General features: G+C 62.2%; 24 protein-coding genes. 2 read left to right on the forward strand and 22 right to left on the reverse strand.

Translation table 11 applies throughout. The annotated features are described in order from the left end of the window. Positions 1-41: 41 nt before the first annotated feature. The 18 genes from rbfA to ACR3YK_RS00650 all read right to left on the reverse strand — a co-directional run bounded on the left by rbfA (position 42) and on the right by ACR3YK_RS00650 (position 19019). Positions 42-545 (reverse strand): 30S ribosome-binding factor RbfA, encoded by a 504-nt coding sequence (rbfA, locus tag ACR3YK_RS00565; RefSeq protein WP_486175327.1) that lies wholly within the window; start codon positions 543-545, stop codon positions 42-44. Positions 546-672: 127 nt separating this feature from the next. Next, positions 673-3465, reverse strand: coding sequence for a translation initiation factor IF-2 (gene infB, locus ACR3YK_RS00570; protein WP_486175328.1), 2793 nt, complete (start codon positions 3463-3465; stop codon positions 673-675). Between the two features lie 90 nt (positions 3466-3555). Next, positions 3556-3846: a YlxR family protein gene (locus ACR3YK_RS00575; RefSeq protein ID WP_486175329.1), complete on the reverse strand. Its 291-nt coding sequence runs from the start codon at positions 3844-3846 to the stop codon at positions 3556-3558. A gap of 116 nt (positions 3847-3962) precedes the next feature. Beyond that, positions 3963-4964 carry a transcription termination factor NusA gene (gene nusA / locus ACR3YK_RS00580; protein WP_486175330.1) on the reverse strand — a complete coding sequence of 334 codons (1002 nt, stop codon included), beginning with the start codon at positions 4962-4964 and terminating at the stop codon, positions 3963-3965. Between the two features lie 75 nt (positions 4965-5039). Continuing rightward, the gene (locus ACR3YK_RS00585; RefSeq protein ID WP_486175331.1) at positions 5040-6821 is read right to left on the reverse strand and encodes a proline--tRNA ligase; all 1782 of its coding nucleotides are present in this window, start codon (positions 6819-6821) and stop codon (positions 5040-5042) included. An 18-nt stretch (positions 6822-6839) separates the two neighbouring features. Continuing rightward, positions 6840-7988: a flavodoxin-dependent (E)-4-hydroxy-3-methylbut-2-enyl-diphosphate synthase gene (gene ispG / locus ACR3YK_RS00590; RefSeq protein ID WP_486175332.1), complete on the reverse strand. Its 1149-nt coding sequence runs from the start codon at positions 7986-7988 to the stop codon at positions 6840-6842. 40 nt (positions 7989-8028) lie between these two features. Beyond that, on the reverse strand, positions 8029-9087 hold the full coding sequence (locus tag ACR3YK_RS00595; protein WP_486175333.1) for an alpha/beta fold hydrolase: 1059 nt from the start codon (positions 9085-9087) through the stop codon (positions 8029-8031). Positions 9088-9132: 45 nt separating this feature from the next. Then, entirely contained in the window at positions 9133-9774 is a 642-nt protein-coding gene (locus ACR3YK_RS00600; RefSeq protein ID WP_486175334.1) for a CoA transferase subunit B, read from the reverse strand. Further along, the gene (locus tag ACR3YK_RS00605) at positions 9774-10532 is read right to left on the reverse strand and encodes a CoA transferase subunit A (protein ID WP_486176355.1); all 759 of its coding nucleotides are present in this window, start codon (positions 10530-10532) and stop codon (positions 9774-9776) included. Before ACR3YK_RS00605 ends, ACR3YK_RS00600 begins: the two co-directional genes overlap by 1 nt. A 14-nt stretch (positions 10533-10546) precedes the next feature. After that, complete coding sequence (locus tag ACR3YK_RS00610) at positions 10547-11455, reverse strand: alpha/beta fold hydrolase (RefSeq protein ID WP_486175335.1); 909 nt, start codon at positions 11453-11455, stop codon at positions 10547-10549. Then, positions 11452-12198 (reverse strand): 3-hydroxybutyrate dehydrogenase, encoded by a 747-nt coding sequence (locus ACR3YK_RS00615; protein ID WP_486175336.1) that lies wholly within the window; start codon positions 12196-12198, stop codon positions 11452-11454. The genes ACR3YK_RS00610 and ACR3YK_RS00615 overlap by 4 nt, the downstream gene beginning before the upstream one ends. Then, on the reverse strand, positions 12195-12851 hold the full coding sequence (locus ACR3YK_RS00620) for a TetR/AcrR family transcriptional regulator (protein WP_100390007.1): 657 nt from the start codon (positions 12849-12851) through the stop codon (positions 12195-12197). Before ACR3YK_RS00620 ends, ACR3YK_RS00615 begins: the two co-directional genes overlap by 4 nt. Then, on the reverse strand, positions 12848-14410 hold the full coding sequence (locus ACR3YK_RS00625; RefSeq protein WP_486175337.1) for a class I adenylate-forming enzyme family protein: 1563 nt from the start codon (positions 14408-14410) through the stop codon (positions 12848-12850). Before ACR3YK_RS00625 ends, ACR3YK_RS00620 begins: the two co-directional genes overlap by 4 nt. Next, complete coding sequence (locus tag ACR3YK_RS00630; protein ID WP_486175338.1) at positions 14407-15486, reverse strand: branched-chain amino acid ABC transporter permease; 1080 nt, start codon at positions 15484-15486, stop codon at positions 14407-14409. Before ACR3YK_RS00630 ends, ACR3YK_RS00625 begins: the two co-directional genes overlap by 4 nt. Beyond that, complete coding sequence (locus ACR3YK_RS00635; RefSeq protein ID WP_486175339.1) at positions 15483-16358, reverse strand: branched-chain amino acid ABC transporter permease; 876 nt, start codon at positions 16356-16358, stop codon at positions 15483-15485. Before ACR3YK_RS00635 ends, ACR3YK_RS00630 begins: the two co-directional genes overlap by 4 nt. Next, positions 16355-17062 carry an ABC transporter ATP-binding protein gene (locus tag ACR3YK_RS00640; RefSeq protein ID WP_189621858.1) on the reverse strand — a complete coding sequence of 236 codons (708 nt, stop codon included), beginning with the start codon at positions 17060-17062 and terminating at the stop codon, positions 16355-16357. The genes ACR3YK_RS00635 and ACR3YK_RS00640 overlap by 4 nt, the downstream gene beginning before the upstream one ends. After that, positions 17059-17814: an ABC transporter ATP-binding protein gene (locus ACR3YK_RS00645; protein ID WP_341620802.1), complete on the reverse strand. Its 756-nt coding sequence runs from the start codon at positions 17812-17814 to the stop codon at positions 17059-17061. The genes ACR3YK_RS00640 and ACR3YK_RS00645 overlap by 4 nt, the downstream gene beginning before the upstream one ends. Positions 17815-17828: 14 nt before the next feature. After that, complete coding sequence (locus ACR3YK_RS00650) at positions 17829-19019, reverse strand: substrate-binding domain-containing protein (protein WP_486175340.1); 1191 nt, start codon at positions 19017-19019, stop codon at positions 17829-17831. Between the two features lie 127 nt (positions 19020-19146). On the opposite strand from ACR3YK_RS00650, the gene ACR3YK_RS00655 reads away from it, so the two are divergent. Continuing rightward, positions 19147-20343, forward strand: coding sequence for an acetyl-CoA C-acetyltransferase (locus tag ACR3YK_RS00655; RefSeq protein ID WP_486175341.1), 1197 nt, complete (start codon positions 19147-19149; stop codon positions 20341-20343). Between the two features lie 130 nt (positions 20344-20473). On the opposite strand, the gene ACR3YK_RS00660 is transcribed toward ACR3YK_RS00655, so the two are convergent. From ACR3YK_RS00660 to ACR3YK_RS00675, 4 genes are all read right to left on the reverse strand, one after another. Beyond that, entirely contained in the window at positions 20474-21802 is a 1329-nt protein-coding gene (locus ACR3YK_RS00660) for a M50 family metallopeptidase (RefSeq protein ID WP_486175342.1), read from the reverse strand. Between the two features lie 102 nt (positions 21803-21904). Then, entirely contained in the window at positions 21905-22987 is a 1083-nt protein-coding gene (locus ACR3YK_RS00665; RefSeq protein WP_486175343.1) for a 1-deoxy-D-xylulose-5-phosphate reductoisomerase, read from the reverse strand. Positions 22988-23037: 50 nt separating this feature from the next. Continuing rightward, on the reverse strand, positions 23038-24021 hold the full coding sequence (locus ACR3YK_RS00670; RefSeq protein ID WP_486175344.1) for an FKBP-type peptidyl-prolyl cis-trans isomerase: 984 nt from the start codon (positions 24019-24021) through the stop codon (positions 23038-23040). A gap of 98 nt (positions 24022-24119) precedes the next feature. Further along, the gene (locus tag ACR3YK_RS00675) at positions 24120-24599 is read right to left on the reverse strand and encodes an OsmC family protein (protein ID WP_100389997.1); all 480 of its coding nucleotides are present in this window, start codon (positions 24597-24599) and stop codon (positions 24120-24122) included. Positions 24600-24770: 171 nt separating this feature from the next. On the opposite strand from ACR3YK_RS00675, the gene ACR3YK_RS00680 reads away from it, so the two are divergent. After that, positions 24771-25754, forward strand: coding sequence for an asparaginase (locus tag ACR3YK_RS00680; RefSeq protein WP_486175345.1), 984 nt, complete (start codon positions 24771-24773; stop codon positions 25752-25754). Positions 25755-25774: the final 20 nt, after the last annotated feature.

Consider the following 25774-nt stretch of genomic DNA (forward strand, 5'->3'; position numbering starts at 1 on the left):
GAGGAGCGCCCAAACCGCTTAGGCGGCCTAAAGGAGATCGCTTAAGCGTTACCGCTGACGTAGTGACCGTCGTCGTCGTCATCCTCGTCGTCGTCGAAGCCAGCGGCCTCTTCTTCGGCCGCGATGTCGCGCGGCTTCACGTAGGGGTCTTCGTCTCCCGCGTACTGAGCGGTCTTCTTGAGCGCTTCAACAGAAGCGTCCCGCTTGTGCGCTTCGGTGAGGAGCGAGTCAATGAGGGCCGCATTCTCAGGGATGCCATCGGCGATGAACTGAATCGACGGAGTGAGTCGCGCGGTGAGGTTCTTTCCCACTTCGCGGCGCACGAGCCCGGTCGCCGACTGCAGCGCGGCGGCACTTTCGGCACGTTCTTCGTCGCTGCCGTACACCGTATAGAACACGGAGGCGTGCTGGAGGTCGCCGGTCACCCGAACGTCGGTGATGGTCACAAAACCCAAGCGCGGGTCCCTGATACCACGCTCAAGCGTCTTGGCAACGATCACCTTGATGCGGTCTGCCATTTTGGCGGCACGAGCTGCGTCGACCATCTCTACTCCTTCTCTAACTTTCGCTGCCTCGAGACTAGCTGAGGCGTTGACGGCACCCCGGTCAGGAAGCTTGCGGAGCCTGCGTAGCTCCGCTTCCTGACCGGGGTGCCGTCATAAGCCAACGAGATTAGACTCGCGGCTTTTCCTTCATTTCAATCGTCTCGATCTCGTCTCCGACCTGAATGTCGTTGAACTTGCCGAGGCCGATACCGGCTTCGTAGTCAGTACGGACCTCAGTGACGTCATCCTTGAAACGACGCAGCGAGTCGATAGCGAGGTTGTCGCCAACGACGACTCCATCGCGAATGACACGAGCCTTGGCGTTTCGCGTGATCGTTCCCGAGCGCACGATAACACCGGCGATGTTTCCGACCTTGGAAGAACGGAAGATCTCGCGGATCTCTGCGACACCCGACTGCACTTCTTCGTATTCCGGCTTGAGCATGCCCTTGAGCGAGCCCTCGACGTCTTCGAGCGCGGCGTAAATGACCGAGTAGAAACGAACGTCAACGCCTTCGCGAACGGCACGCTCGCGTGCCTTCGGGTCGGGACGAACGTTGAACCCAATGATGATGGCGTTGTCGACCGTTGCGAGGTTGATGTCGCTCTCGGTAACAGCACCGACACCGCGGTGGATGATGCGCAGTTGCACAGAGTCGTCGACCTCGATCTTGAGGAGCGACTCTTCGAGCGCTTCAACAGCACCCGAAACGTCACCCTTGATGATGAGGTTGAGCGACTCGACCTTGCCGTCTTCGAGGGCCTTCGTGAAGTCCTCAAGACTGATGCGCTTGCGGCTACGAGCCAGCAGGGCGTTGCGCTCTGCAGCTTCGCGCTTCTCGGCGATCTGGCGGGCCATACGGTCGTCATCGGTAACCAAGAACACGTCGCCGGCCTTGGGTACGGAGGTCAGACCGAGAACTGCAACGGGGCGCGAAGGCTCCGCATGAGTAACCGATTCGCCGTTTTCGTCGAACATTGCACGAACGCGACCGTAAGCGGTACCCGCAACAATGGGGTCTCCCACTTCAAGCGTTCCCGACTGGATGAGCACGGTAGCAACAGCACCGCGACCCTTGTCGAGCTTGGCTTCAATCGCAACACCACGAGCATCCTTGTTGGGGTTTGCGCGCAGGTCGAGTCCGGCATCCGCCGTCAGGAGCACAGCATCAAGCAGCTCGGTGATACCCACGTTGTTGAGCGCCGAAACGTCCATGAACATCGTGTCTCCACCGTATTCTTCGGCAACGAGGCCGAATTCGGTGAGCTGCTGGCGAACCTTTGCGGGGTTGGCACCTTCTTTATCGATCTTGTTGATCGCGACAACGATCGGAACGTTGGCTGCCTGAGCGTGGTTGAGCGCTTCAACCGTCTGCGGCATGATTCCGTCGTCTGCAGCAACGACGAGGATTGCAACGTCGGTAACCTGAGCACCACGCGCACGCATGGCGGTGAACGCCTCGTGACCCGGGGTGTCAATGAAGGTAATCGGACGTTCGATGCCCTCATGCTCCTTGACGACCTGGTAGGCACCAATGTGCTGCGTGATTCCGCCAGCTTCGCCGGCAACGACATTGGCGCTACGGATGGAGTCAAGCAGCTTCGTCTTACCGTGGTCGACGTGACCCATCACCGTGACGACGGGAGGGCGAACGACTAGCTCGTCATCCGATTCGTCTTCCCGCTCCTGGTCGAGATCCATATCGAAGCCAAGAAGCAGTTCGCGATCTTCTTCTTCCGGCGAGACCATCTCGATTTTGAATCCCAGCTCTTCACCGAGGATGTCAAAAGTTGTTTCATCGAGAGACTCAGTGGCCGTCGCCATCTGACCCAAGTGGAACAGAACGGTAACGAGATTTCCGGGACTCGTGTCGATCTTGTCGGCGAAGTCGGTGATTGAAGCACCGCGACGAAGGCGAATTACTTCCTTACCGTTTCCGCGGGGAACACTGACGCCACCGAGCGATGGCGCCTCTCTCAGCTCGAACTCTGCCCGCTTCGCCCGCTTCGACTTACGGGCCTTGCTCTTGCCACCACCGCGACCGAAGGCACCTGCGGTACCTCCGCCGGGGCCACGACCACGGCCGCCTCCCGGTGCGCGATTAGGACCAAAGTTGTTGGGGGCACCACCGGGACGGAATCCGCCACCAGCCCCACCCGGACGCGCGCCGGCTCCGCCAGCACCACCGGGGCGCTGACCGAATCCACCGGGTCGTTGGCCTTGGCCGGGACCGCCGGGACGCGGAGCGCCAGGACGTGGTGAACCGGGACGAGGAGCGCCAGGACGAGGTGCACCGGGGCGAGGTGCGCCCGGACGAGGAAGGCCGGGGCGAGGTGCGCCCGGACGAGGAATCGACCCTGCACCTCCGGCGGGTGCCGGACGCCCCATTCCCTGATTAGAGGCAAAGGGGTTGTTTCCCGGACGGGGTGTACCCGGACGCGGAACTGAAGACGGGCTCGGAGCGTCTGATGCTCCCTTGGGCTTTGCGCCTGAGCCGGCGGATGCTTTCTCTGCTGCTGCAGCCTTCTCCGCTGCAAGCGCTTGAGCCTGACGCTCGGCGACCGTCAACGGAGCGGGAGCCGCTCCCTCTTCTGGTTCACGGGCTTGTTCAGGCTCGGATGCGGCAGCCGGAGCATCGGCAACGACATCTGCCGGAGTCGGAGCGCTTGGCCTGGGCGTCTTGGGCTTGGGCGCAGCTTTCGCGGCGGCCTTCGGAGCAGCCTTCGGCTTCTCTTCTGTTGCTGGCGCCTTTGCGGCGTCAGCTTCAAGAGCAGCCTTCAACCGTCGGGCGACGGGGGGCTCAATGCTCGAGGATGGGCCCTTGACGAATTCGCCCATTTCTTTGAGCTTTGCGAGGGCGGCCTTGCTATCGACGCCGGCTTCGGCGGCGACTTCGTGTACGCGTGGTTTTGCAGCCACTTTTCTCCTGTCTGGGTCTGCTCCCAGACAGGGGCAGACCACTAATTACGGACGGAACTCATTTCGAGCCGCTCATTAGTTGTCCATAGGTCAATCAGCCTGTTCGTTAGGGGACGCCGGTTGGCATCCCGCCTCATATTCAGCTAACACTGAAAGAAGTTTTCCGGCATCTAGCGGTGGTTCCACTTTCAACGCACGAGCGAAAGCCCTGCGTTTGACCGCAGACTCAAAACACGAAGTTGTGGGATGGAGCCACGCACCGCGACCCGGAAGTGTGGCCGATTGGTCGGCCACAACCGCACCGTGAGATGCGACTACCCTCAGTAACGAGGATCTGCTGGCGCTTGCGCGACAGCCAACACACGTTCTTACTGCATCCATAATACCCCTACTCAGCAATCGTGCACTCCCCCGCGCCCAGCGCGAGCGCAGACCACCGTGGAACCGCCCCAGTCACCCCCGCAACTCACTGTCGCGGGGCAACTACAGGCCAACGACTATTCGTCGTCGAGAATCGAGTCGGGTTGGATGTCAATGCGCGCGCCGGTGAGCTTGGCAGCCAGTCGCGCATTTTGTCCTTCCTTGCCGATCGCCAAGGAAAGCTGGTAGTCGGGAACGAGAGCGCGCACGGCTTTAGTGGCCTCGTCAAGCACATAAGAGCTCGACACCTTCGCGGGCGAGAGCGCATTAGAAACGAACTCAGCCAGGTTCTCTGAGTAGTCGACAATGTCGATTTTCTCGTTGTTGAGCTCTGCCGTAACAGCGCGGACCCGCTGGCCGAGCTCACCGATGCACGAGCCCTTAGCGTTGATGCCGGCTTCCGTGGCGCGAACCGCCATCTTGGTACGGTGGCCAGCTTCGCGCGCAACCGACGTGATTTCGACGAGTCCACTGGCGATTTCAGGAACCTCAAGAGCGAACAGCTTGCGAACGAGCGAGGGGTGCGTACGACTGACCGTAATTTGCGGCCCTTTGTCTCCCTTGTTCACAGCAGTGACATACACGCGGATGCGCGCACCGTGGGTGTATTCCTCGCTGGGAACCTGCTCTTCGGGAGGCATGATTGCCTCTACGGCACCGAGGTCGATGTGAATCATGCGCGGGTTGGGACCCTGCTGAATCACGCCGGCGACGATGTCTCCCTCACGACCTTTGAATTCACCGAGAACCTTGTCGTCGCCGATGTCGCGCAAGCGCTGGTTGATGACCTGTTTTGCTGCAAAAGCGGCAATACGTCCGAAATCGCTGGGGCTGTCCTCAGCTTCGCCAATGACCGCACCCTCGTCGTCATACTCGGGCACCCACACACTGACGTGACCGGTTTTGCGGTCGAGCACAACACGAGCGGTCGGCTGCAGTTCTGCCGCCTTACCTTCGGGAGCCTCAACGTGCTTGAGATAGGCGCTCAAAATCGCCTGCTCAATGATCTGCACCAGTTCTTCGAACGGTATCTCTCGCTCGCGCTCCATCATGCGCAGCACGCTCAAGTCGATATCCATTGAGGACCTCCGATATTCATTTAGGGGTTGTGACTCGGAACCGTCTGCGGCTCCGAACTTGCTAGTTTAGCTGGCTTATGTGGTGAGTGCAGCGACGACGTCGGCAACCGGCGTACTCGTGCGCTCGTTAGTAGCGCGATCCCAGACCTCGACCATTCCGTTGGCCGCATCACGACCGACAATCACGATCATGGGAACGCCCAACAGTTCAGCATCACCGAACTTGACGCCGGGCGAGACCTTGGGGCGGTCATCGAACACAACGTCGAGGCCAGCGCCCTCAAGCGAACCAACCAGGGTCTCTGCGGTCTCGAAGACCACGGCATCCTTGCCCGCTGCGACGATGTGAACGTCGAAGGGGCTGATGTTCTTGGGCCAGAGGAGGCCCTTGCCGTCGTTAGTAGTCTCGGCGATGGCCGCCATTAACCGCGTGACACCAATTCCATAGGAACCCATCGTGACGGTGACGAGCTTGCCGTTCTCATCGAGAACTTTGAGCCCGAGAACCTCGGCGTACTTGCGGCCGAGCTGGAAGACGTGACCGATCTCCATGCCGCGAGCGGTTTCGATGGGGCCGCTACCGTCAGGGGCAGGATCGCCGGCGCGGACATCCGCCACCTCCACGGTGCCGTCCGCGACAAAATCGCGACCGGCCACAAGACCGAGAACGTGTTTCTCATGAACGTTGGCGCCCGTAATCCACTGCGTACCGTCGACGACCCGGGGGTCAAGAACGAAACGCACTCCGGTAACCGACTTCTCGCCCAAGATAGCGCCCTCAGGCGACCACGGACCAATGTAACCCTTGACGAAGCCAGGGTTGCCCTCAAGCTTGGCCAGCTCTGCAAAGTCTTTCTCCGTGGCGGGCTCAACCTCAGCCGGAGCAAACGCCACTTCGGCGCGCTTCATGTCGACATCGCGGTCACCAGGAAGGCCAACCACGACGAGTTCGCGAGAGCCATCGATCGCGGTGAGCGCGAGCACGATGTTCTTGAGGGTATCGGCTGCCGTCCACGGGCGATCGGCGCGGGGCTGCTGCTCGTTCGCGAGAGCAACGAGGGTGTCGATCGTGGGAGTGTTGGGCGAATCGAAAACCAGCGGTGCGGGCAGACCCTCGATCGGCAGCGCCTCGGGCGGAGTCGTGCGGTAGGCCTCGACGTTGGCCGCATAACCACCGGCCGAACGCACGAAGGTGTCTTCTCCGATGGGAGTCGGGTGCAGGAACTCTTCGCTCTTCGAGCCCCCCATTGCGCCGGCATCCGCCGAAACGATGACGTATTCGAGGCCCAAGCGAGTGAAAATGCGCTCGTAGGCATCACGGTGCTGCTGGTACGACAGATCGAGACCGGCATCCGTGTAATCGAAGGAGTAGCTGTCCTTCATCGAAAACTCGCGGCCGCGCAGCAGACCGGCACGGGGACGAGCCTCGTCGCGGTACTTGTCCTGAATCTGATAGATCGAGAGTGGCAAGTCTTTGTAGCTCGAGTACAGGTCTTTCACGAGCAGTGTGAAAACCTCTTCGTGCGTGGGCGCCAACAGGTAGTCGGCATCTTTGCGGTCTTTGAGGCGGAAAATTCCGTCACCATACTCAGTCCAGCGGCCCGTGAGCTCGTAGGGTTCACGCGGCAGCAGCGCCGGGAACAACACTTCTTGTGCGCCAAACGCTTCGAGTTCTTCACGGATGACCGCCTCGATCTTGCGGCGAACTTTAAGACCGAGAGGCAACCATGCAAAAACGCCGGGAGCCTGGCGACGGATGTAGCCGGCGCGCACCAAAAGGCGGTGGCTAGCTACTTCAGCATCGACGGGATCTTCGCGAAGCGTGCGGACAAAGAGTTGAGAGAGACGTGTAGACACGCCTCAATGGTAGTGCTCCTACGGGGTGAGAACTTGCGGACTTCCCGTCTCACCGGCGGGCATCTCAGCTGCAATGCGGTTCGCCTCTTCAATCAGGGTGGCCACGATGTCTGCTTCGGGAACCGTCTTGATAACTTCACCCTTCACGAAGATCTGACCCTTACCGTTACCGCTGGCCACACCGAGATCAGCTTCACGAGCTTCACCCGGTCCGTTGACGACACAGCCCATGACGGCAACGCGCAGCGGAACCGTCATACCTTCGAGGCCCTCGGTGACATCGTTAGCGAGCTTGTAGACGTCCACCTGAGCACGGCCGCACGACGGGCACGAAACGATCTCAAGTTTGCGTTCGCGCAGGTTGAGCGACTGCAGAATTTGCAGTCCGACCTTCACCTCTTGAACCGGTGGTGCCGATAGGGACACACGGATCGTGTCTCCAATGCCTTCCGAGAGCAAGATCCCGAACGCCGTCGCGCTCTTGATCGTGCCCTGAAATTCTGGCCCCGCCTCGGTCACACCGAGGTGCAGCGGCCAGTCACCGCGCTCCGCGAGCATGCGGTACGCCTTAACCATGACGATCGGGTCGTTGTGCTTGACCGAAATTTTGAAGTCGTGAAAATCGTGCTCTTCGAAGAGGCTTGCCTCCCAGACAGCGCTCTCCACGAGCGCCTCTGCCGTGGCTTTTCCGTACTTCTGCAGCAGGCTCGGCTCGAGCGAACCGGCATTGACACCGATGCGAAGGCTCGTGCCCGCATCCTTGGCAGCCTTAGCGATTTCCCCAACCTTGTCGTCAAACTTGCGGATGTTACCCGGGTTGACGCGCACCGCGCCCACTCCGGCATCAATTGCCGAAAAGACGTAGCGCGGCTGAAAGTGGATGTCGGCGATGACCGGGATCTGGCTCTTTTTGGCAATGATGTGCAGCGCGTCTGCATCGTCTTGGTGAGGAACGGCAACTCGCACGATGTCGCACCCCGATGCAGTGAGCTCCGCAATCTGTTGCAGCGTCGAATTAATGTCGGTCGTCTGCGTGGTCGTCATCGATTGCACGCTGATTTGAGACTCACTACCGACGCCTACTGAACCGACCTTGATCTGCCGGGTCTTGCGACGGGGAGCGAGGACTACAGGGACTTTCGGCGTTCCGAGATTGATTGCTGGCACTTAGCCATCCTAAAGCCGACACCTGAACATCGGCGGAACGCTAGCGCGCGCCGAGGTGAGCAGTCAGTGCCATCACAAACTCTTCCGGGCGCTCGAGATGAGCGGAGTGACCACAGTTCTCCCAGGCCAGTTCGGTGTACTCGCCGCCATTGGCCTTGTACTGCTCAAAGACCGCGCGAGTCTGTTCGATCATCGGCTGCGGCGGAGCAACTTCGGCGCCGGGCCAGCCCGGGATGACACCGAGCTGTCCCAAGAAGTTGAGGTCGAAGCCTGAGGCATCCGACACGATCGCGTCTTGCACACCACGCACCCACAGAACACGCGGCTTCGTGGGCAGTTCAGTAATGGCGCTGACGTTGAAGTGATTGGGCGTCATGGTGTTGAGCACGCCACGTCCGCCGGGGCCGAAGCCAGGCCAGGGGTCAACAGCAACCGAGTCACCCGGGTAGTTGTCCTCGCCGGTAGCGGTCGTGAGCATTGATTCGACCCAGAGATCTTCGTGTTCGGTGTGGGCTGCGGCATCCGCCACATACGCCGTGCGGAACACCGTGCGAGCGGATGCCGGCGACTCGTCGGCCGCATCGCCCGCGTTCAGCTGGGCCACGAAGTCGGGGTTCGCTCCCCCGCCGCCCGTGCCGGAGCACTCGGGGTTCAGCAGTTCGCCATTCGCACCCGTGGTTCCGCCGAAGCCGAAGGGCGAGACGGGAGAAACCAACGAAACGGTGTCAACGCGCTCGGCGTAGTCGAGCATGAACTGCATAACCACACCACCGCCCATGCTCCAGCCGACGAAGCTCGCCCGTTCGATGGTGAGCGCGTCGAGAACCGAGGCGATGTCGTCGGAGAAATCACGAACGCCCCGCGTGGCATCCACGGGAAGCGTTTCGCTGTCACCAAAACCACGCAGATCGATGGCCAGTGCGCGCACGCTGCTGTCGAGCGCGAGCATTGTTGGCTGCCAGAACAGCGACGAGGACACATTGCCGTGCACGAACACGACGGTCGACGTGGGGTTATCAGCCGGGCGCTCCAACACCGACGCAACAATGCGCGGTGTCGTGACGCTGTGCTGAACGATGCCGTCGAGAAGGGTAGCCATGGTGTGTCCTTTGGTGAGTTGAACTACGGGAAGTGGCGAAACTGGTTAGGCGGTGAGCTCGACAATGAGCTGGGGTTCGGTCGCGGCGCGCACTGTTTCTTCGTCAACGCCGGGAGCGAGTTCGCGAAGCACGAGACCGCGATCGGTCACATCGATGACCGCGAGGTCGGTAATGATGCGGTGAACAACGCCACGGCCGGTCAGGGGCAGCGAGCACTCATTCACGATCTTGGGGCTGCCATCTTTTGCGACGTGTTCCATCAGCACAATGACGCGCGCTGCACCGTGCACGAGGTCCATGGCACCGCCGGGGCCCTTGACCATCTTGCCGGGGATCATCCAGTTCGCAAGATCGCCAGCAACAGAGACCTGCATGGCACCAAGGATGGCGGCGTCAATCTTGCCGCCCCGGATCATGCCGAAGCTCATCGCGGAGTCAAAGAATGCGGTGCCCGGGAGGGTCGTCACCGTCTCCTTGCCTGCGTTGATCAGGTCGGGGTCAACGTTCTCTTCGCTCGGGTACGGGCCGACACCGAGGATGCCGTTCTCCGATTGCAGCACCACCGTGCGACCTTCCGGCACATAGTTCGGCACGAGCGTCGGAAGACCGATGCCGAGATTCACATACGAGCCATCGGCCAGTTCGAGAGCGGCACGTGCCGCCATCTCTTCGCGAGTCAAAGCCATTATGCGACCACCTTCTGCACTGTGCGACGTTCGATTCGTTTCTCGACATCGGAGCCAACTTCGATCACTCGCGAGACGTACACGCCGGGCAAATGAACGGCATCCGGTTCAATCTCACCGGGCTCGACGAGTTCTTCGACCTGGGCGATACAGATACGCCCGGCCATTGCAGCAAGCGGCGAGAAGTTGCGCGCCGACTTGGCAAAGACAAGGTTGCCGTGGCGGTCGCCCTTGAGCGCGTGGACGAGCGAGAAGTCTGTCGTGATCGACTCTTCGAGCACGAAGTCTTTGGCGGTGCCATTGACGTCGAACGAACGGACCTCTTTTTGCGGCGAGGCAATCGCAATGCCGCCCGAACCGTCGTAGCGGCGCGGCAGGCCGCCCTCGGCTACCTGAGTGCCGACGCCGGTCTGCGTGAAGAACGCGGCTACTCCCGAGCCGCCGGCCCGGAGCTTCTCGGCGAGGGTTCCCTGCGGGGTCAACTCCACTTCGAGCTCCCCCGTCAAGAACTGGCGCTCGAACTCTTTGTTCTCCCCCACATACGACGACGTCATTTTGCGGATGCGGCGGGCGGCCAGCAGCACGCCGAGTCCCCAGTCATCCACACCGCAGTTGTTGCTCACGATGCTGAGGTCGTCGGAGCCCAACTCCAGCAGCGCTTGGATGAGCACCATCGGGTTGCCGCACAGGCCGAAGCCGCCGACTGCCAAGGATGCTCCACTCGGAATATCAGCGACCGCCTCTGCCGCCGACCCCATTGTCTTGTCGATACTCACGCTCGGACCTCCCGCGGTTGGTTCGCCATTAGTTGAGTCATGACGCCCGCGACGATATCTGCGCCTCGTTGCGTCAAAGTAATTGTGTAGTGATTGACGTCTGACGCTTCGTGAAATTCCACATGAGGAAGCTCTGACCGCCAGTGGTCACACTGTTCCGGAGGATACAACGCCGGTACCTGATTGAGAAGACCCCGCGGTGCCCGAATGAAGTGCACGGGCATGCTGAGTCCCTCGAGAGCCGCGCGATACTGCGCGTCCCCGCTCAACTGCAAGGCATCGAAGCTCACCGCGTCGATCGAGCTCGCGGGGTGCAGGTGCGGTGCTGAGCCGACGAGGTCGTAGTCGACGTAGTCGCGCACTGCCGACGTGAAGTTGTCGGCGAAGGCCGGATGCACGCGCCAGAACTCCTGGTAGCTCTCTCGATCAGGGAACGTCATCGAAAGCCGCTCCGCTGCCGGGCCCAAAATCACCTGCGGCAGCTCCTCCATCGAGGTGCCCTCCGGTGCTGGGATCGGCAAGCCGCCATCGATGAGGAGCAGGCTGGAGACACGCTCCGGGTGCTGCGCCGCCAGGGTTGCAGCGACGAATCCGCCCATCGAATGCCCAACGACGAGCGCGGACTCAGTGCCGGTTGCTTCTAACAGAGTGTTCATGTCGGCGGCGTGCTGCGGCATCCCGAACGGAGCGGGAAGGTCGCGGCTCGCACCGCGACCGCGAAGGTCGGGAGCAATAACCCGACAGTTGGGGAACGCTGCGGCGATGAGCGGCCACGACATATGAGAGGCCGTAATGCCATGAATCAGAAGGATCGTGGCGACAGGTTCTGACTCGGGTTCCCAGACCGCCGCGGTCAGTTCGCCGCCGATGACGGGAACGGTGATTGTCGCGTGTGGCTCAGTCATCGTGCGCTCCAGCCGCCATCCATCGTGTACGAAGCGCCCGTGACCATGCCGGCGCTGTCGCCCGCGAGCCACAGCACGAGGTCGGCCACTTCAGCCGGCTCAACGAGGCGCTTGATGGCACTCTCGGTGAGCATGACTTTTTCGACCACCTCGGATTCCGGGATGCCGTGCACCTTGGCCTGGTCAGCGATCTGCTTCTCGACGAGCGGCGTGCGCACGTAGCCGGGGTTGACGCAATTGCTCGTGACGCCATGAGCGCCGCCCTCGAGCGCGGTGACCTTGGAGAAGCCTTCAAGCCCATGCTTGGCGGTGACGTACGCCGACTTGTAGGGCGAAGCGCGCAAGCCGTGAACAGAGCTGAGGTTGATGATGCGCCCGAAGTTGCGTTCGTACATCGTCGGCAGCGCCGCCCGCACGAGCAAGAAGGGTGCCTCGACCATGAGGTCAAGGATGCGGCTAAACATCACGGGGTCGAACGTCTCGATGGGATTGACGTGTTGGATGCCCGCGTTGTTCACGATCACGTCGACGTCGAGTGAGAGGTCGGCGAGCGCCGCCGTATCGGTCAGGTCAACCTGCCAGGCTTCGCCGCCCACGAGTTCGGCCTGAGCCTGAGCGGCATCGCCATTGAGGTCAGCCACGATGACGTGGGCTCCCGCTTTCGCGAGCGCGACAGTACAGGCGGCACCGATACCGCTCGCACCACCGGTGACGAGGGCGCGACGGCCCGTGAGATCGGTCATTTCTCGACTCCTTCGGTGCTCGGCTCTGGCACGGCCAGAGCGCGGCGGATAAACGTGATCATCTGATCGAGAACGTCGTCGGGCACTCGAGAGGTGCCGCTGGCGGTGGGGTCGGCGTCGTTGCCGGCGTCGGCGGAGTCTCCCCACAGCACCCAGCGCATCCCGATCATTTCGCCAATGCCCATGAGGGCCCAGGCGGCAACGGTCGGGTCGATGTCGCCGATCTCGCCCAGCAATTGAGCTTCTTTGAGACCTTCGATGTAGCCGTCGACAATGCGCGAGTAGTGCAGGCGCAGCGACTTGGGCGAGACAAATTCTGCTTCGCGCACCACGCGATAGAGCGCGGGGTGTTCCGCGGTGAACTCGAAGAACGCACGAAAGCCGGCCCGCTCCGATTCGATGCGGTTGGATGCTGCGCCCGAGGCTTCGCTCATGGCACGACGTACGCGGCGGTTGAGGTCTTCCACGAGCTCCTCGAAGATCTCGAGCTTGCTCGCGAAGTACAGGTAGAACGTTCCTTGGCCGACGCCCGCTTCTTCGGTGATGCGCACGACCGAGGCATCCGTGTAGCCGTAGCGCGCAAAGACCGTTTCGGCGGCCTCGATGAGCTTCGCCTTGGTGCGGGTGCCGCGAGCGGTGAGTGGTGTGCTCATGAACTGATCCGTCCTGCTTGTGCGGACTCTTCTGTCCATTGCCCCAGCAGCACCCGGCGACGAACTTTGTCGCTGGATGACCGTGGGATGTGTTCGGTAAAGATCACGCGCCGGGGCACTTTGTACTTCGCCAGGCTGGCACGTGCAAAGTGGAGTACGTCGGTTTCGTCAGTGGACGCTCCGGAGCGCACGACAACCCAGGCCACGGCAACTTCGCCCCACTTCTCATCGGGAACCCCGACGACAGCCACATCGGCGATCGCCGGATGCCCGAAGAGAACGCCCTCAATCTCGGCGGGAGCAACGGACTCTCCCCCGGTGATGAAGATGTCTTTGAGGCGATCGAGAACGCGGTAGTAGCCTTCGGAATCGCGGCTGACAAGATCGCCGGTGGCAAGCCAGCCGTTGCGCAGCGCCAGCGCGGTGGCCTCAGGGGCACGGAAGTAGCCGCTGAATACTCCGGGGCCCTTGACCAGCAACTCGCCCTGGCCAGCACCCTCGATGCGCTCTCCCGTCACGGGGTCGGCAATGTCGACATCCACGTGCGGGTAGGGCTTGCCGGCTGAGCCGATGCGCGTGCGCGCTTCTTCATCGGGTAGGCACAACACGTTGGGCGCTGCCTCGGTCAGGCCATAGCCCTGGGTCAAGGCCACACCGCGGCTGTGCCAGACGCGCAAGAGCGGTTCGGGCATCGGCGCTCCCCCGACGATGGCGTGCGCGAGGCTCGAGAGATCGCTCGAGGCGAATCGCGGATGCTGCGAGAGGATCAGGTAGTTGGCGGGCACGCCCATCATCGTGGTGATGCGGCGGTCAGCGATGAGCTGCAGCACGCGAGCGGGATCGAAGGTGCGCTCGAGCACGACCGTCGCGCCCATCCACCAGGCCAGCAGCGGCTGAATGTTCCAGCCGCCCACGTGGTACTGGGGCATGACGGCCAGCACCGTGTCGGCACTCGTGATCTCGGCAGTGCGCGAAAGCGAGAGGTTGGTCCAGAAGCAATTAGCGTGGCTGAGGATGGCGCCCTTGGCCTGATCGAGCGTTCCCGAGGTGAAGATGATGAGCAGGGCGTCTTCGTCGCGCACGGGGCGATGCACGGGAGTCGTTGCCTTACTGCGCAACGGTGCCACGATGTCCCGCTCAATACCGTGGGTGCCGAGGATGCCGCGAGCGATGGGTGCAACAAGACGATCGGTGGCGAGAGTGCCCAGCGTCGAGAACTCGTCCTCAACGAGGAGCAGTGCAGGATCAGCCTGCTCAAGCTGTTGAGCGATCTCCCGCGGTGACAGGCGCCACGAGAGCGGAACGAGCACGAGCCCGGCCTTGGCACACGCGAAGAACACGACCACGTGGTCCGAACTGTTGCCCGTGATGGTGGCGATCCGATCACCGACACCGTAGCCGCCCGCGAGGAAAGCTTCGGCGAGCGCCGTGGCCCGGTCATCCAGTTGACGGTAGGTCAGCACGACGCCGCGGTCGTCGACGGCCACTCTGTCGGGCGTAGCGAGGGCGCGGTCGGCAGTCCACCGCCCGAGTGTGTGTAGCCCTTCAGACTGGGTCATTCTGCCTCCTCGAGCCGCTGACGCTTCTGCGGCGCGAGACTGGTGCCTGTGGAGAGGCGCTGCACCGCACCGGCGATTCCTCCGGGAAGGAACAACACCACAAGGATAAACAGCGTGCCGAGGATAAAGAGCGGTTCGGAGAGCGGAATCCGCAAGATTGCCGGAAGTCCGTCGATGGCATCCGAGCTGGCCAGTGCCGTCAGGCGCTGATCGAGCAGGGTGTAAATGATGCCGCCGACGATAGCGCCCCAGCGGGAGCCGACACCACCGAGAACCACGATCACGAGGATCGTGAGGGTGAAGTCAGCAGACGTTGCGCGGGGTGTTGTGCCGCTCTGCAGCAGCAAGTGCACCATTCCCACGAGCGACGCCAGCACGGAGGCGATGACAAACGCCATGAGCTTGACGCCGAAGGGGCGGAGTCCAAGAACTCGCACACGCAACTCGTTCTCGCGCGTGGCCGTCACCGCATGACCGGCGCGGGAGTTCTCGAAGCAGGCGACAACCACGAACACGACGACGAGCAGCGCAAGGGCGAGCCAGTACAGGTTTCGCGTATTCACGACGCCAATGAAGAAATCCGGGATGTGCTCGGTGTCGAGTCGCAGACCCTCTTCACCGCCCGTGATGCCGGGGTTGCGGCGCACGAGCACGTTGCCTGCTTGAGCGAAGGCCAGCGTCACCATCGCGAAGGAGATGCCGGTCACCCGCAGACTCAACGAGCCCAGCAAATAGGCCGCCGAAATAACAATCGCGAGCGTAAGCCCCAGGGCCGGCAACAGTGTCAGTTCAGTCTCGTGCAGCACGATGCCAAGGCCATAGGCCCCTAGAGCGAAGTACAGCGCGTGACCGAAGGAGAGCATCCCGGCGGTACCGAACAGCAGATGGTAGCTCAGTGCGAGCGAGGCGAAGAGCAGCGCAAGGGCGAGCAGTTGCAGCGTGCCCGGCGTGTAGGTTGCCCCGGGCAGTACACCTGGGATCGAGATATTCAGCAACGGTAAGAGAGCGGCGACGACAACGAGAACACCGCCGACGATCCACCAGGTGCGCTGGCTCAACTTCGAGAGCGACTTCATGCTTTCTTCCCCAAGATTCCGGTCGGGCGAACCAACAGCACAACGGCGAGCAGCAGGACGACCATCAAGTCGCCGGTTCCGCCCCAAAAGTAGTTAGCGAATTGCTGAAGTACCGCGACAACAACCGAAGCGATAGCGGCACCCGCGAGCGAACCAAGCCCACCAATCACGGTGACGATGAAGGCGAAGATCAGCAGGGATCCGCCGAGCTGGGGCGACACGTAGCCGAAGTAGTGCGAGGCGAGCACTCCGCCCAGACCTGCGGCAGCGCCACCGATCGCGAACACGACCGTAAAGGCCTTGCGCACGTCGATACCGAGAGCGGTCACCATCGAGCGGTTTTCAACGCCGGCCCGGATGATGAGTCCGAAGCGGGTGAACCGCAGGAAGGCGACAATACCGAGCAGCACCAGCACCGCGGCGCCGATCATTAAGAAGCGATCGTTGGGAACGCGGGCGCCCAAGATTTCGGTTGTCTGCGAGAGCCATTCAGGGGCGGTGACATAGATCGCGTCCGTGCCCCAAATACCTTCGAAGAGCGCGACCGAGGCGAGAGCCAGACCGACCGTCACGAGCACTTGCTCGATATGCCGGTTATAGAGCCGCCGAATAAGGAGGGACTCGGTAGCGGCAGCCACAACGGCACCGGCCGCCATTCCGAGCACCAGCGAGGCGATGAGGGTGCCCCAACTGCTGCCGTCCATCCGCCGTGCCAGCTCCCAGCCCGCAAAAGCGCCGAGCGTGAGAAACGAGCCGTGCGCAAAGTTGAGCACACCCATGAGTCCGTAAATCAGCGAGAGGCCGGAGGCGATCAAGAAGTAGAGCGCACCGAGCCCGAGGCCCGTGATGAGCAGAAGAATTATGGTGCTCATGCGACCCCCAACAGTTCTTTCGTGAGCGCTTCATTGCTCAAGAGTTCTTCGGCACTGCCGTCGTAGACCACGCGACCGCCTTCAAGCACAATGGCCTTCTCGGCGAGCATCCGCACGACCTGCAGGTTTTGTTCAACGAGGAGCACCGGCACCGTCTGAGCCGCCCGCTCGAGAGCCTTGGCGACATCCATCACGATGAGTGGAGCGAGACCCTTGGTGGGCTCGTCGACCAGGAGCACGCGATTGTCGTTGACGAGAGCACGAGCGAGCGACACCATCTGCTGCTGACCGCCCGAAAGCGTGCCCGCAAGCTGGCCGGCCCGATCCGTAAGATCAGGAAAAAGTTCGTGAATCAATTGGCGGTTTGGCGACGAATCGCGCTCGGCCAACCGCAAGTTTTCGGCAACGGTAAGCGAGGAAAAGACTTCGCGGTCCTCCGGCACGTAGCCAACGCCGCGCTGCACAATGCGATGCGTGGGTTCGCGATCAACGCGCTGGCCCGCAATCGTCACCTCGCCGGAGCGTTCGATCAAGCCCATGATGGCGCGCAAGGTGCTGGTCTTTCCGACGCCGTTACGGCCCAGAAGTGCCGTCACGCCGACGGGGAGCATCTCGAAACTGACGTCTTCGACAACCTGCTGGCCGGCGATACTCGCGCTCAAGCCAGCAACCGACAGAATCGACTCGGTCACAATCTCGGTCATAGTGGAGCCCCCAAATAAGCTTTCTGCACCGCTTCGTCTGCCATCACGGCATCCGGGGTGTCACAGGCGAGAAGCTGGCCATGGTGCATGACCGCAACGCGGTCGACCAGGCCGAGTACGACATCCATGTGGTGCTCGACCATGAGCACGGTACGACCCGACTGATGCACCTGACGGATCACTTCGGTGAGCCCTGCCACGTCGCCCGAAGCGACACCGGCCATCGGCTCGTCGAGCAGGATCACGCTCGGGTCGGTGGCCAGCAGCATCGCGATCTCGAGCTTGCGCTTGTCGCCGTGAGAAAGAACCCCGGCTTCGGTTTCGCTGTGATGACTGAGCCCGACTTCGTCGAGGCGAGCTCGAGCGATGGTTGTCGCTTTGTCGTGCGCCCGCGGAAACCGGATGACTGACGTCGCACCGCCCAGTTTCACTTGGGCTGCAAGGCGAACATTCTCGAGCGCACTAAGCGCCGGAAAGAGACTGGATGTTTGAAAGGTTCTGCCGAGCCCAGCCCGGGCCCGCGCATCAATGGACTGATTCGTGACATCACGCCCCTCAAGCGTGACGACTCCGCCGGTGGGAGTCATCACCCCAGAAATGAGGTTGAAGAGCGTGGTTTTGCCGGCCCCGTTAGGGCCGATCACGCCGAGCATCTCACCCTGAGCGATCGAGAGCGACACGTCATCGATGATGACGGCACCCCCGATCGTGAGGGCAAGGTGCTCGACCGTGAGCACGGGCTGGTTCGACATAGTTCGTGAGCTACTTACTCTGCGACGGGCGGGGTCACGGCGTCAGCGTCAACGGCCGTGACCAGTTCAGGAATCCACGAGTCACCATCGGCAACAAGGGAAACCTGGAACATCGGCTGGATCATGGCGTGGTCCTCGGCGCGAACCGTGATGGAGCCCTTGACCGAGTCGAACGTCCAGCCCTCGAGAGCGGCGATCATGGCATCCACATCGTCGCCACCTTCACGAACGGCCTGAACGACCATCTGTGCTGCAACGAAACCATCGGGCGAGAACAGGTCAGCCTGCTTGCCCTCTGCTTCGAGGTAGCTGACCATTGCCGCGTTCGCGTCGTTGTCCGTAGCACCACCGAAGTAGTGGTTGAGGAAGCTGATCTGGTCGCTCGCAGCGCCGTAAGCACCGTAGGTCGAGACATCACCGAGACCGGTGGCGACAGGAACGCTATCGAACACGCCCTGCTGGCTGAGTGCCTCCCACATGGCACCGGAGGTTGCTCCGGCCCACGCAACGAACACGAGGTCGGGCTGAGCATCAACGATCTGCTGGGCGAAGGGAGTGAACTCGGTGGCGTCCTCAGGAACGAGAAGGCTCGTGACGTCAGCGCCCTGGCCGCCAAGAACGGCGGTGGCGGCGGCAACGTTGCCCTGACCGAAGGCCGTGTCCTGAGCGAAGACCAGAACCGACTTGCCTGCCGGGTCACCGATGAAGGTACCCGCGGTAGCGACGTCTTGGAAGCTCTGGCGACCCGAGCGGAACGTGTAGTCGTTCACGCCCGTGATGCCGTCTGCTGCGGCCGGGCCGGAGATGTAGAGAACCTTGTTCTGCTCGGCCTGCTCAGCGAGGGCAAGCGCGATTCCCGAAGAAACCGTACCGACGATGATCTTTTGGCCTTGACCAATCACGTCCTTGGCTGCGGTGACTGCCTTATCGGCGTCGCCCGCGTCGTCCGTGATCGTGATGGTGAGTTCGCGACCATCGACGGTGCCTGTGCCGTCGGTGGCGTAGTCGAGACCGGCATCGAAGCCGGCGAGATAGGCCTCACCATAGGCCGCAAGAGGGCCCGTCTGCGAGGTAATGACCGCGACATCGACGGGGGCGAGGTCAACGCCGCCGCTTCCGCTGTCGACGGCGGGAGCACAACCCGCCAGTGTGAGTGCAACCGTCGCAATTAACGCCGGAGCGAGGTACTTTTTACTGACCCGCATGATGGGACCTTTCCTGCTGCCTTAGGAGGATTGTGATCTGAACCTGAGACCCGGTTCAGGTTTCATGTAGCCTATGGTTGCGCAACCACGCTGTCAACAACGGCGACCAAACAAAGGAGTTTGCACAGTGGCCAACACCCCCGCACCCAACGATGTAGTGATCCTTTCCGCAACACGCACCCCACAGGGAAAATTGCGCGGACAACTCGCTTCACTCTCCGCCGTCGAGCTCGGCGCTGTCGCCCTCCGCGCCGCAGTCGAACGCTCCGGTGTTGACGTTGACTCCATCGACCAGGTGATCTTCGGCCAGGTCATTCAGGCCGGTGCCGGGCAAAACCCAGCTCGCCAGACGGCCATTGCCGCCGGACTCGCGTGGAAAACCCCCACCGTCACCATCAACAAGGTCTGCCTCTCCGGGCTCGCTGCGATCGTGGATGCTGCGCGCCTTATCCGTCTCGGAGAAGCCAACGTCGTGGCTGCCGGCGGTCAAGAATCCATGACCAACGCCCCGCACGTGCTCCCCGGATCGCGCATGGGTTGGGCGTACGGAACAGTCTCTGCCCTCGACTCCGCCGCGCACGACGCCCTCACGGATGCCTTCGACGCCGAATCGATGGGCGCCAGCACCGAGCGCCACAACGGCCGCCTCGATATCGGACGCACTGAGCAGGATGAGATTGCCGCCGCCTCGCACCAGCGAGCCGCCGCCGCGATGGAAGCCGGCATCTTCGCCGACGAAATCGCGCCGGTGACGATCCCGCAGCGCAAGGGCGACGACCTCGTTCTCGACACCGATGAGGGCGTCCGCGCCAACACCACCGTTGAGACCCTCGCCGGATTGCGCCCCGCCTTCGACCCCGAAGGCACCATTACCGCCGGCAACTCTTCGCCGCTGAGCGACGGAGCATCCGCCGTGATTCTGGCCAGTCGCGCGTGGGCCGAAGAACACGGCCTCACGTGGCTTGCCGTGCTCGACCGCTCGGGTCACGTCGCCGGCCCCGACAACTCCCTGCACTCGCAGCCCGCTCGCGCTATTGCCGCTGCCCTCGACAACGCCGGCTGGAGTGCTGGAGATCTCGACTTTGCCGAAATCAACGAGGCGTTCGCGGCCGTGAGTCTGCGCTCCACCGCCGAACTCGGTCTCAGCCACGACATCGTGAATATCCACGGTGGCGCTATCGCCATTGGCCACCCCGTCGGGGCATCCGGCGCTCGCCTCGTGGTTCATGCCGCTCACGAGTTGGCGCGCCGTGGCTCGGGCCGCGCGGCCGTAGCACTCTGTGGCGGCGGCGGTCAGGGCGACGCGCTGCTGCTCACCCGCTAAAAACGCGGATCGCTAGACCGACAGCAACGGTGGCCGGAGTCGACAAGACTCCGGCCACCGTTCTGCAGCAACCGCAGCAGCGGTCGCGATAGCGAGCGGTCCTGGGCAGCAGCACGGTAGCGGCAGCGGCCTAGAAGATCGAGATCGGCTTCACGATGTCGGCGTAGATCAGCATGGCGCTCATGGCACCCAACAGAACGACGACAACCAGCGTGAGCGGAATGAACTTCGCGGCATCGAAGGGGCCAGGGTCGGGCTTACCGAAGAGCTTGGCGAAGAAACGGCGAACGCCCTCAAACAGCGCGCCAGCCACGTGTCCACCGTCGAGCGGCATGAGCGGCACGAGGTTGAAGACAAAGAGTGCAACGTTGAGCGAGCCAATGAGGCCGACGAGAGACGCTACTTTGTCGGCCACGGGGGCGTTGTCGAGGCTCGTGATCTCACCAGCGATACGACCAACGCCCACTACGCTGATGGGGCCATTGGGGTCGCGCTCGTCAGGACCGAAGGCCGCGTTGGCGACGTCGACCATGCGCTGGGGCAGGTTGAGGATGACGTTGGCCACCGAAACGATGTTGTCGCCGACCGCAGGCAGCACGGCGGTCACCGGCTGCTGCACGGTCTCGAGAGCGGAACCGATGCCCAAGAAGCCGTATTCTTCCGTTTGGGCGACGCCGTCGGCATCCTCGACGATCTGACCGCGATCGTCGTAGACGTAGCGCTCAGTGAGCAGTGGCTCAGCCACGAGAGAAACCTCCGCACCGTCGCGCTCGACGACAATGTTCAGTTCGTCGCCAGCGGCGGCTCGGATGAATTCGGTCGCTTCGGCCCACGAGGAGACGGCTTGGCCATCCATTGACACGAGTCGGTCTCCGGGCATGATTCCTGCGGCGAAGCCGGGAGCATCGGGGTCGGTGCTCTCGCACGTCTGTCGTTCTGAGGTGGCCGGAAGCACACACTCAGAGACGCTGCCGACGGTTGTAGAGGGCTGCGCGACACCGAATCCCATGAAGAGAATGGCGAACATCACGATCGCGATGAGCAGGTTCATCACCGGACCACCGAGCATGATCACCACGCGCTTCAGCACGGGAAGCTTGTAGAACGCGCGCGCTTCATCCACGTCGACCAGGGTGTCGGCGCTGGCGGTACGAGCGTCTTGAACGAGCGCTTGAAAAACGCCGGTCGTGGCCGTGCGACTTCCACTCTCAGATTTGCCGGGAGGGAACATGCCCGCCATTGAGATATAGCCACCGAGCGGAATCGCCTTCACGCCGTACTCCGTCTCCCCACGCTTGCGCGAGAAAATCGTTGGTCCGAAACCAATCATGTACTGACTAACGCGCACGCCAAAGAGCTTGGCGGGCAGCAAGTGTCCGATTTCATGCAGGCCAATAGACACAGCAAGCCCGACGAGAACGACGAGGATGCCAAGAATGTACAAGAGCACGTTTTCCACCCGCTAAGAATAGCCACGCGCACCGACGGTCACCTGTACCGGTGCTGTGGAAGCGGCAGAACAACCCCACACTGGGGGCGAACTACCCGTTCAGTGCCGCCGCTAGGAGCGAGTGGCGACCACAGCATCAGCGGTGCGTCGCGCCCACGACTCTGCCTCGGCGAGAGCATCCAACGTCAGCTCGGTTGTTTCGTGGGTCTGCACGACCTGCTCAACGACATCCAAGATGTCGAGGTAGCCAATGGCGCCGGCGTGGAAGGCCAGCACTGCCTGCTCGTTCGCGGCATTGAAGACCGCGGGGAAGGTGAGGCCGGCCGCGCCAACAGCTTTCGCCATTTCCACCGCAGGGAATACCTCGTTGTCGAGAGGCTCAAAGTTCCAGGTGCTCGCCGTCGTCCAGTCGAGTGGAGCGCCGACGCCCGCGACGCGGTTCGGCCAGTCCAAACCGAGCGAAATAGGCAACCGCATATCGGGCGGGCTGGCCTGAGCGATGGTGGAGCCGTCCACGAACTCGACCATCGAATGAACGATCGATTGCGGATGCACCGTCACAGCAATACGGTCATAAGGCACGTCGAACAACAAGTGCGCCTCAATCACTTCGAGGCCCTTGTTCACGAGGGTTGAGGAATTCGTCGTCACCACGAGCCCCATATCCCAGGTGGGATGAGCGAGCGCTTCGCGCGGAGTCACATCGCGCAGGGAATCACGCGTGCGACCCCGGAATGGTCCCCCGGATGCCGTCAGCACCAAGCGGCGCACTTCTGAGTGTTTGCCAGAACGCAACGCTTGGGCGATGGCCGAGTGCTCCGAGTCGACAGGAACAATTTGCCCGGGCTTCGCTCGCGATGTCACGAGTTCTCCGCCGACGATGAGGCTCTCTTTGTTGGCGAGAGCGAGTGTCGCGCCGGCTTCGAGGGCCGCGAGCGTGGGCCCGAGGCCTACAGAACCGGTGATTCCGTTGACGACGACGTCGGCAGGGACATCCCGCACCAACTGCGCCGCCTGCTCGGCACCGAACGCAATGTGCTGCACGCCGAAGCGAGCCGCCTGCTCTTCGACGAGCGTTCGGTTGGAGCCAGCTGCGAGACCGACGACCTCGAAACGGTCACGGTTTGCCTCGATTACCTCAAGGGTTTGCGTGCCGATCGAGCCCGTCGATCCGAGCAGAATTATCGTGCGCATCCCGCTACTTTAGTTGGTTCGCACAAATGTGCGTCAACGACGAGCGCGAATTAGCCAATGCCGAGGATGTCGACAACGAAGACGATCGTGTCGGTGCCAGAAATGCCTGCACCTTCGTTACCGGCCTCGCCGTAACCCTCGCTGGGTGGCAAGACGGCAATGATCTGTGAGCCGACCTGCTGGCCTTCCAGAGCGGTCTTGAATCCCTGAACAACCTGGCCCGTGTTGAACGTCGAGGGGGTGCCGCGCGCCCAGCTCTCGTCGAAGATCTCGCCGGTGGTCCAGTTCATGCCCACGTAGTGGACAACAACATCCGAATTCTCTTCCACCGTGGCGCCGTCACCCTGCTTCAGCACAGCAACTTCGAGTTCCGCGGGCGGGTCAGTGTCAGGAATTGTGATGGTGGGGCGACCGTCGTCATCGAGCTCAACCGTCGGGAAACCTTCCTCAGCGGGCTGATCTTCACCGTCGGCGCGCGGAAGCGCAGGCTCGGCAGGCTCGTCAACGGAAACGACGTCAACAACGAAAACGATGTCATCATCAGCGCCGACTCCGAGCTGTTCACGGCTTGCGTCGTCAGCGAAAGATTCCTCGGGAGGAATGACGCCCACAACGCGAGTACCCGCAGTGGAGCACTCGATGGTTTTGACGATGCCCACAAGGAACTGTTCGGCGTCCACGGGGAACGGGGTCAACCCGGTTTCGTCGTAGGTAGTGGAGGAGAGCTCTTCGCCCGTTGCACCGCTGTACAGGCTGAACTGCACGTTAGCGGTGGCTGCTTCAACAGCGACGATGTCGCCGTCACCGGCAATCGCAACCGAGCGCTCCGTTTCAGAGACATCGGTCGGGAAGTCAATGGTGACCTCAGGCTTGTCGCCGAAGTCGCCGCTCACCTGTACAGCTTCAGAGGCCGAACCGGATGCCGTCGGCGTGCAATCGCCGGAATTCTCGGCAGTAGTCGAATCGGCGGGCGAACACGCGGCGAGAGACGCCACAACGCCGATGGTCAACAGAAACGGAATCGCTTTTCGCACAAGAACCCTTCACAGCAAGAACACGGAGCACCAATCCTCCCGCACCCTTGCTGTGTGTAGCGTGTGGAATCGCCGATGCCGTTAGTCTGCCGTCGGCATTATTCAGCGGCGGGCTCGACGATGATGCGCGGTTGGTGCAGCACAGGAAAGTTTACGGATGACGCGATGAAGCACTTGCCGCTCGCTTCGGCGTGGGCATCCATTGCATCCTCTACGCTGCCGGCAGAAATCGTCACAACCGGCCGCAGGGTGACCGACGTGAAGTGGCCTCCCCCGTTGTCGGTCTGCTTCATGGTGCCCGAAACCTCGTCGTGGTACGCGGTGACAACGATCCCGCGACTGACCGCGACATGCAGGTAACTGAGCATGTGGCACTGGCTGAGCGCCGCGATCAGCAGCTCTTCGGGGTTCCACCGATCTGCATTGCCGTGGAATACCCGAGCGCTTGACCCTTCGATCGGATGCTTGCCCACCGCGGTGACCTCGTTGTGGCGAGAGTAGCCACGGTAGTTTGTCGTGCCCTCGCCCAGATTTCCGGACCATTCCAAGCGCACTTCAAAATTGTGGTCGATGTTCATCGAAACCTCCCTCGCGGCCTCGAGGGCCAGCATCACAGACCGCAGCGGGGCGATCACACCCAACGTATCTAACTCTCACCGTAGCGCCGCGCGCTGAGAAGTGTCGCCGCGGTTCCACACCGTTTCGGCAGCCGAACCCTCACTCTGGCCAGACGGCGATAACGTAGGAGGGTGAACTCTGCATCAACGGCTTCCTCCCGCGCCCTCACGGTTAACGACACCACTCAGCTCGCTGTGGTGGAGCGTTCCGGGATGATCGAATCTCGGCATCTTGGCGCCGCCGTCGTGCTCTCCCCCGATGGCACCGAACTGCGTCGGCTGGGCAACCCCGACGCGTTGATTTACCCGCGCTCCACGCTGAAGCCGATGCAGGCAATCACCGTTTTACGAGCCGGCGTCACGCTGAATGACGAACAACTTGTCTTGGCTAGCGCAAGCCACACCGGCAGCCAGCGCCACCAAGACGTTGTCGCTTCGACGCTAGCTGCGTACGGCCTCACCGAAGACGACCTTCGCTGCCCGCCCGATTGGCCCGCCGACTCCACCACGCGTCGCGTTTCAGATGCTCCGCGCCGACTGGCCATGAACTGCTCGGGCAAACACGCGAGCTTCTTGGCGGCGTGCGTCGTCAATGACTGGCCGCTCGAGAGTTACCTCGAGCACGATCATCCACTTCAAGTGCGTATTCGCAACACTGTCGTCGAGTTCACGGGTGAGCCTCTCGCTCATGAGGGAACGGATGGATGCGGGGCTCCCGTATTTGCCATGGGTCTGGTATCGCTCGCCACCGCCATCCAGCGCATTGTGATGGCGGATGCCGCGACCGACGCCCGCGCACACTCCCTCGTGAGCGCCATTCGCGGCAACGCGTGGGGCCTCGACATGCCGCAGGTCGCCGAAGCGATGGACACTCTGGGGATCATCGCCAAGCGCGGTGCCGAAGGGGTCCTCATTGCCGCGGCGCCCGACGGTACAACCGTGACGCTTAAGATTCTCGATGGCTCGATCCGCCCGCTGTTGCCCGTGGGGCTTTCATTGCTCGCCGACGCGGGCGCTCTTGATGCGGATGCTGTGGCGAGCGTGCTGAAATCAACGACTGAGCAAGTGCTCGGCCGCGGTCTGCCTGTTGGCGAGCTGCGCTTCGAACTCGCCTAGGGCAACTCGCGCACTTTCGG

It is taken from the genome of Salinibacterium sp. 10G20-15 (assembly GCF_057365065.1).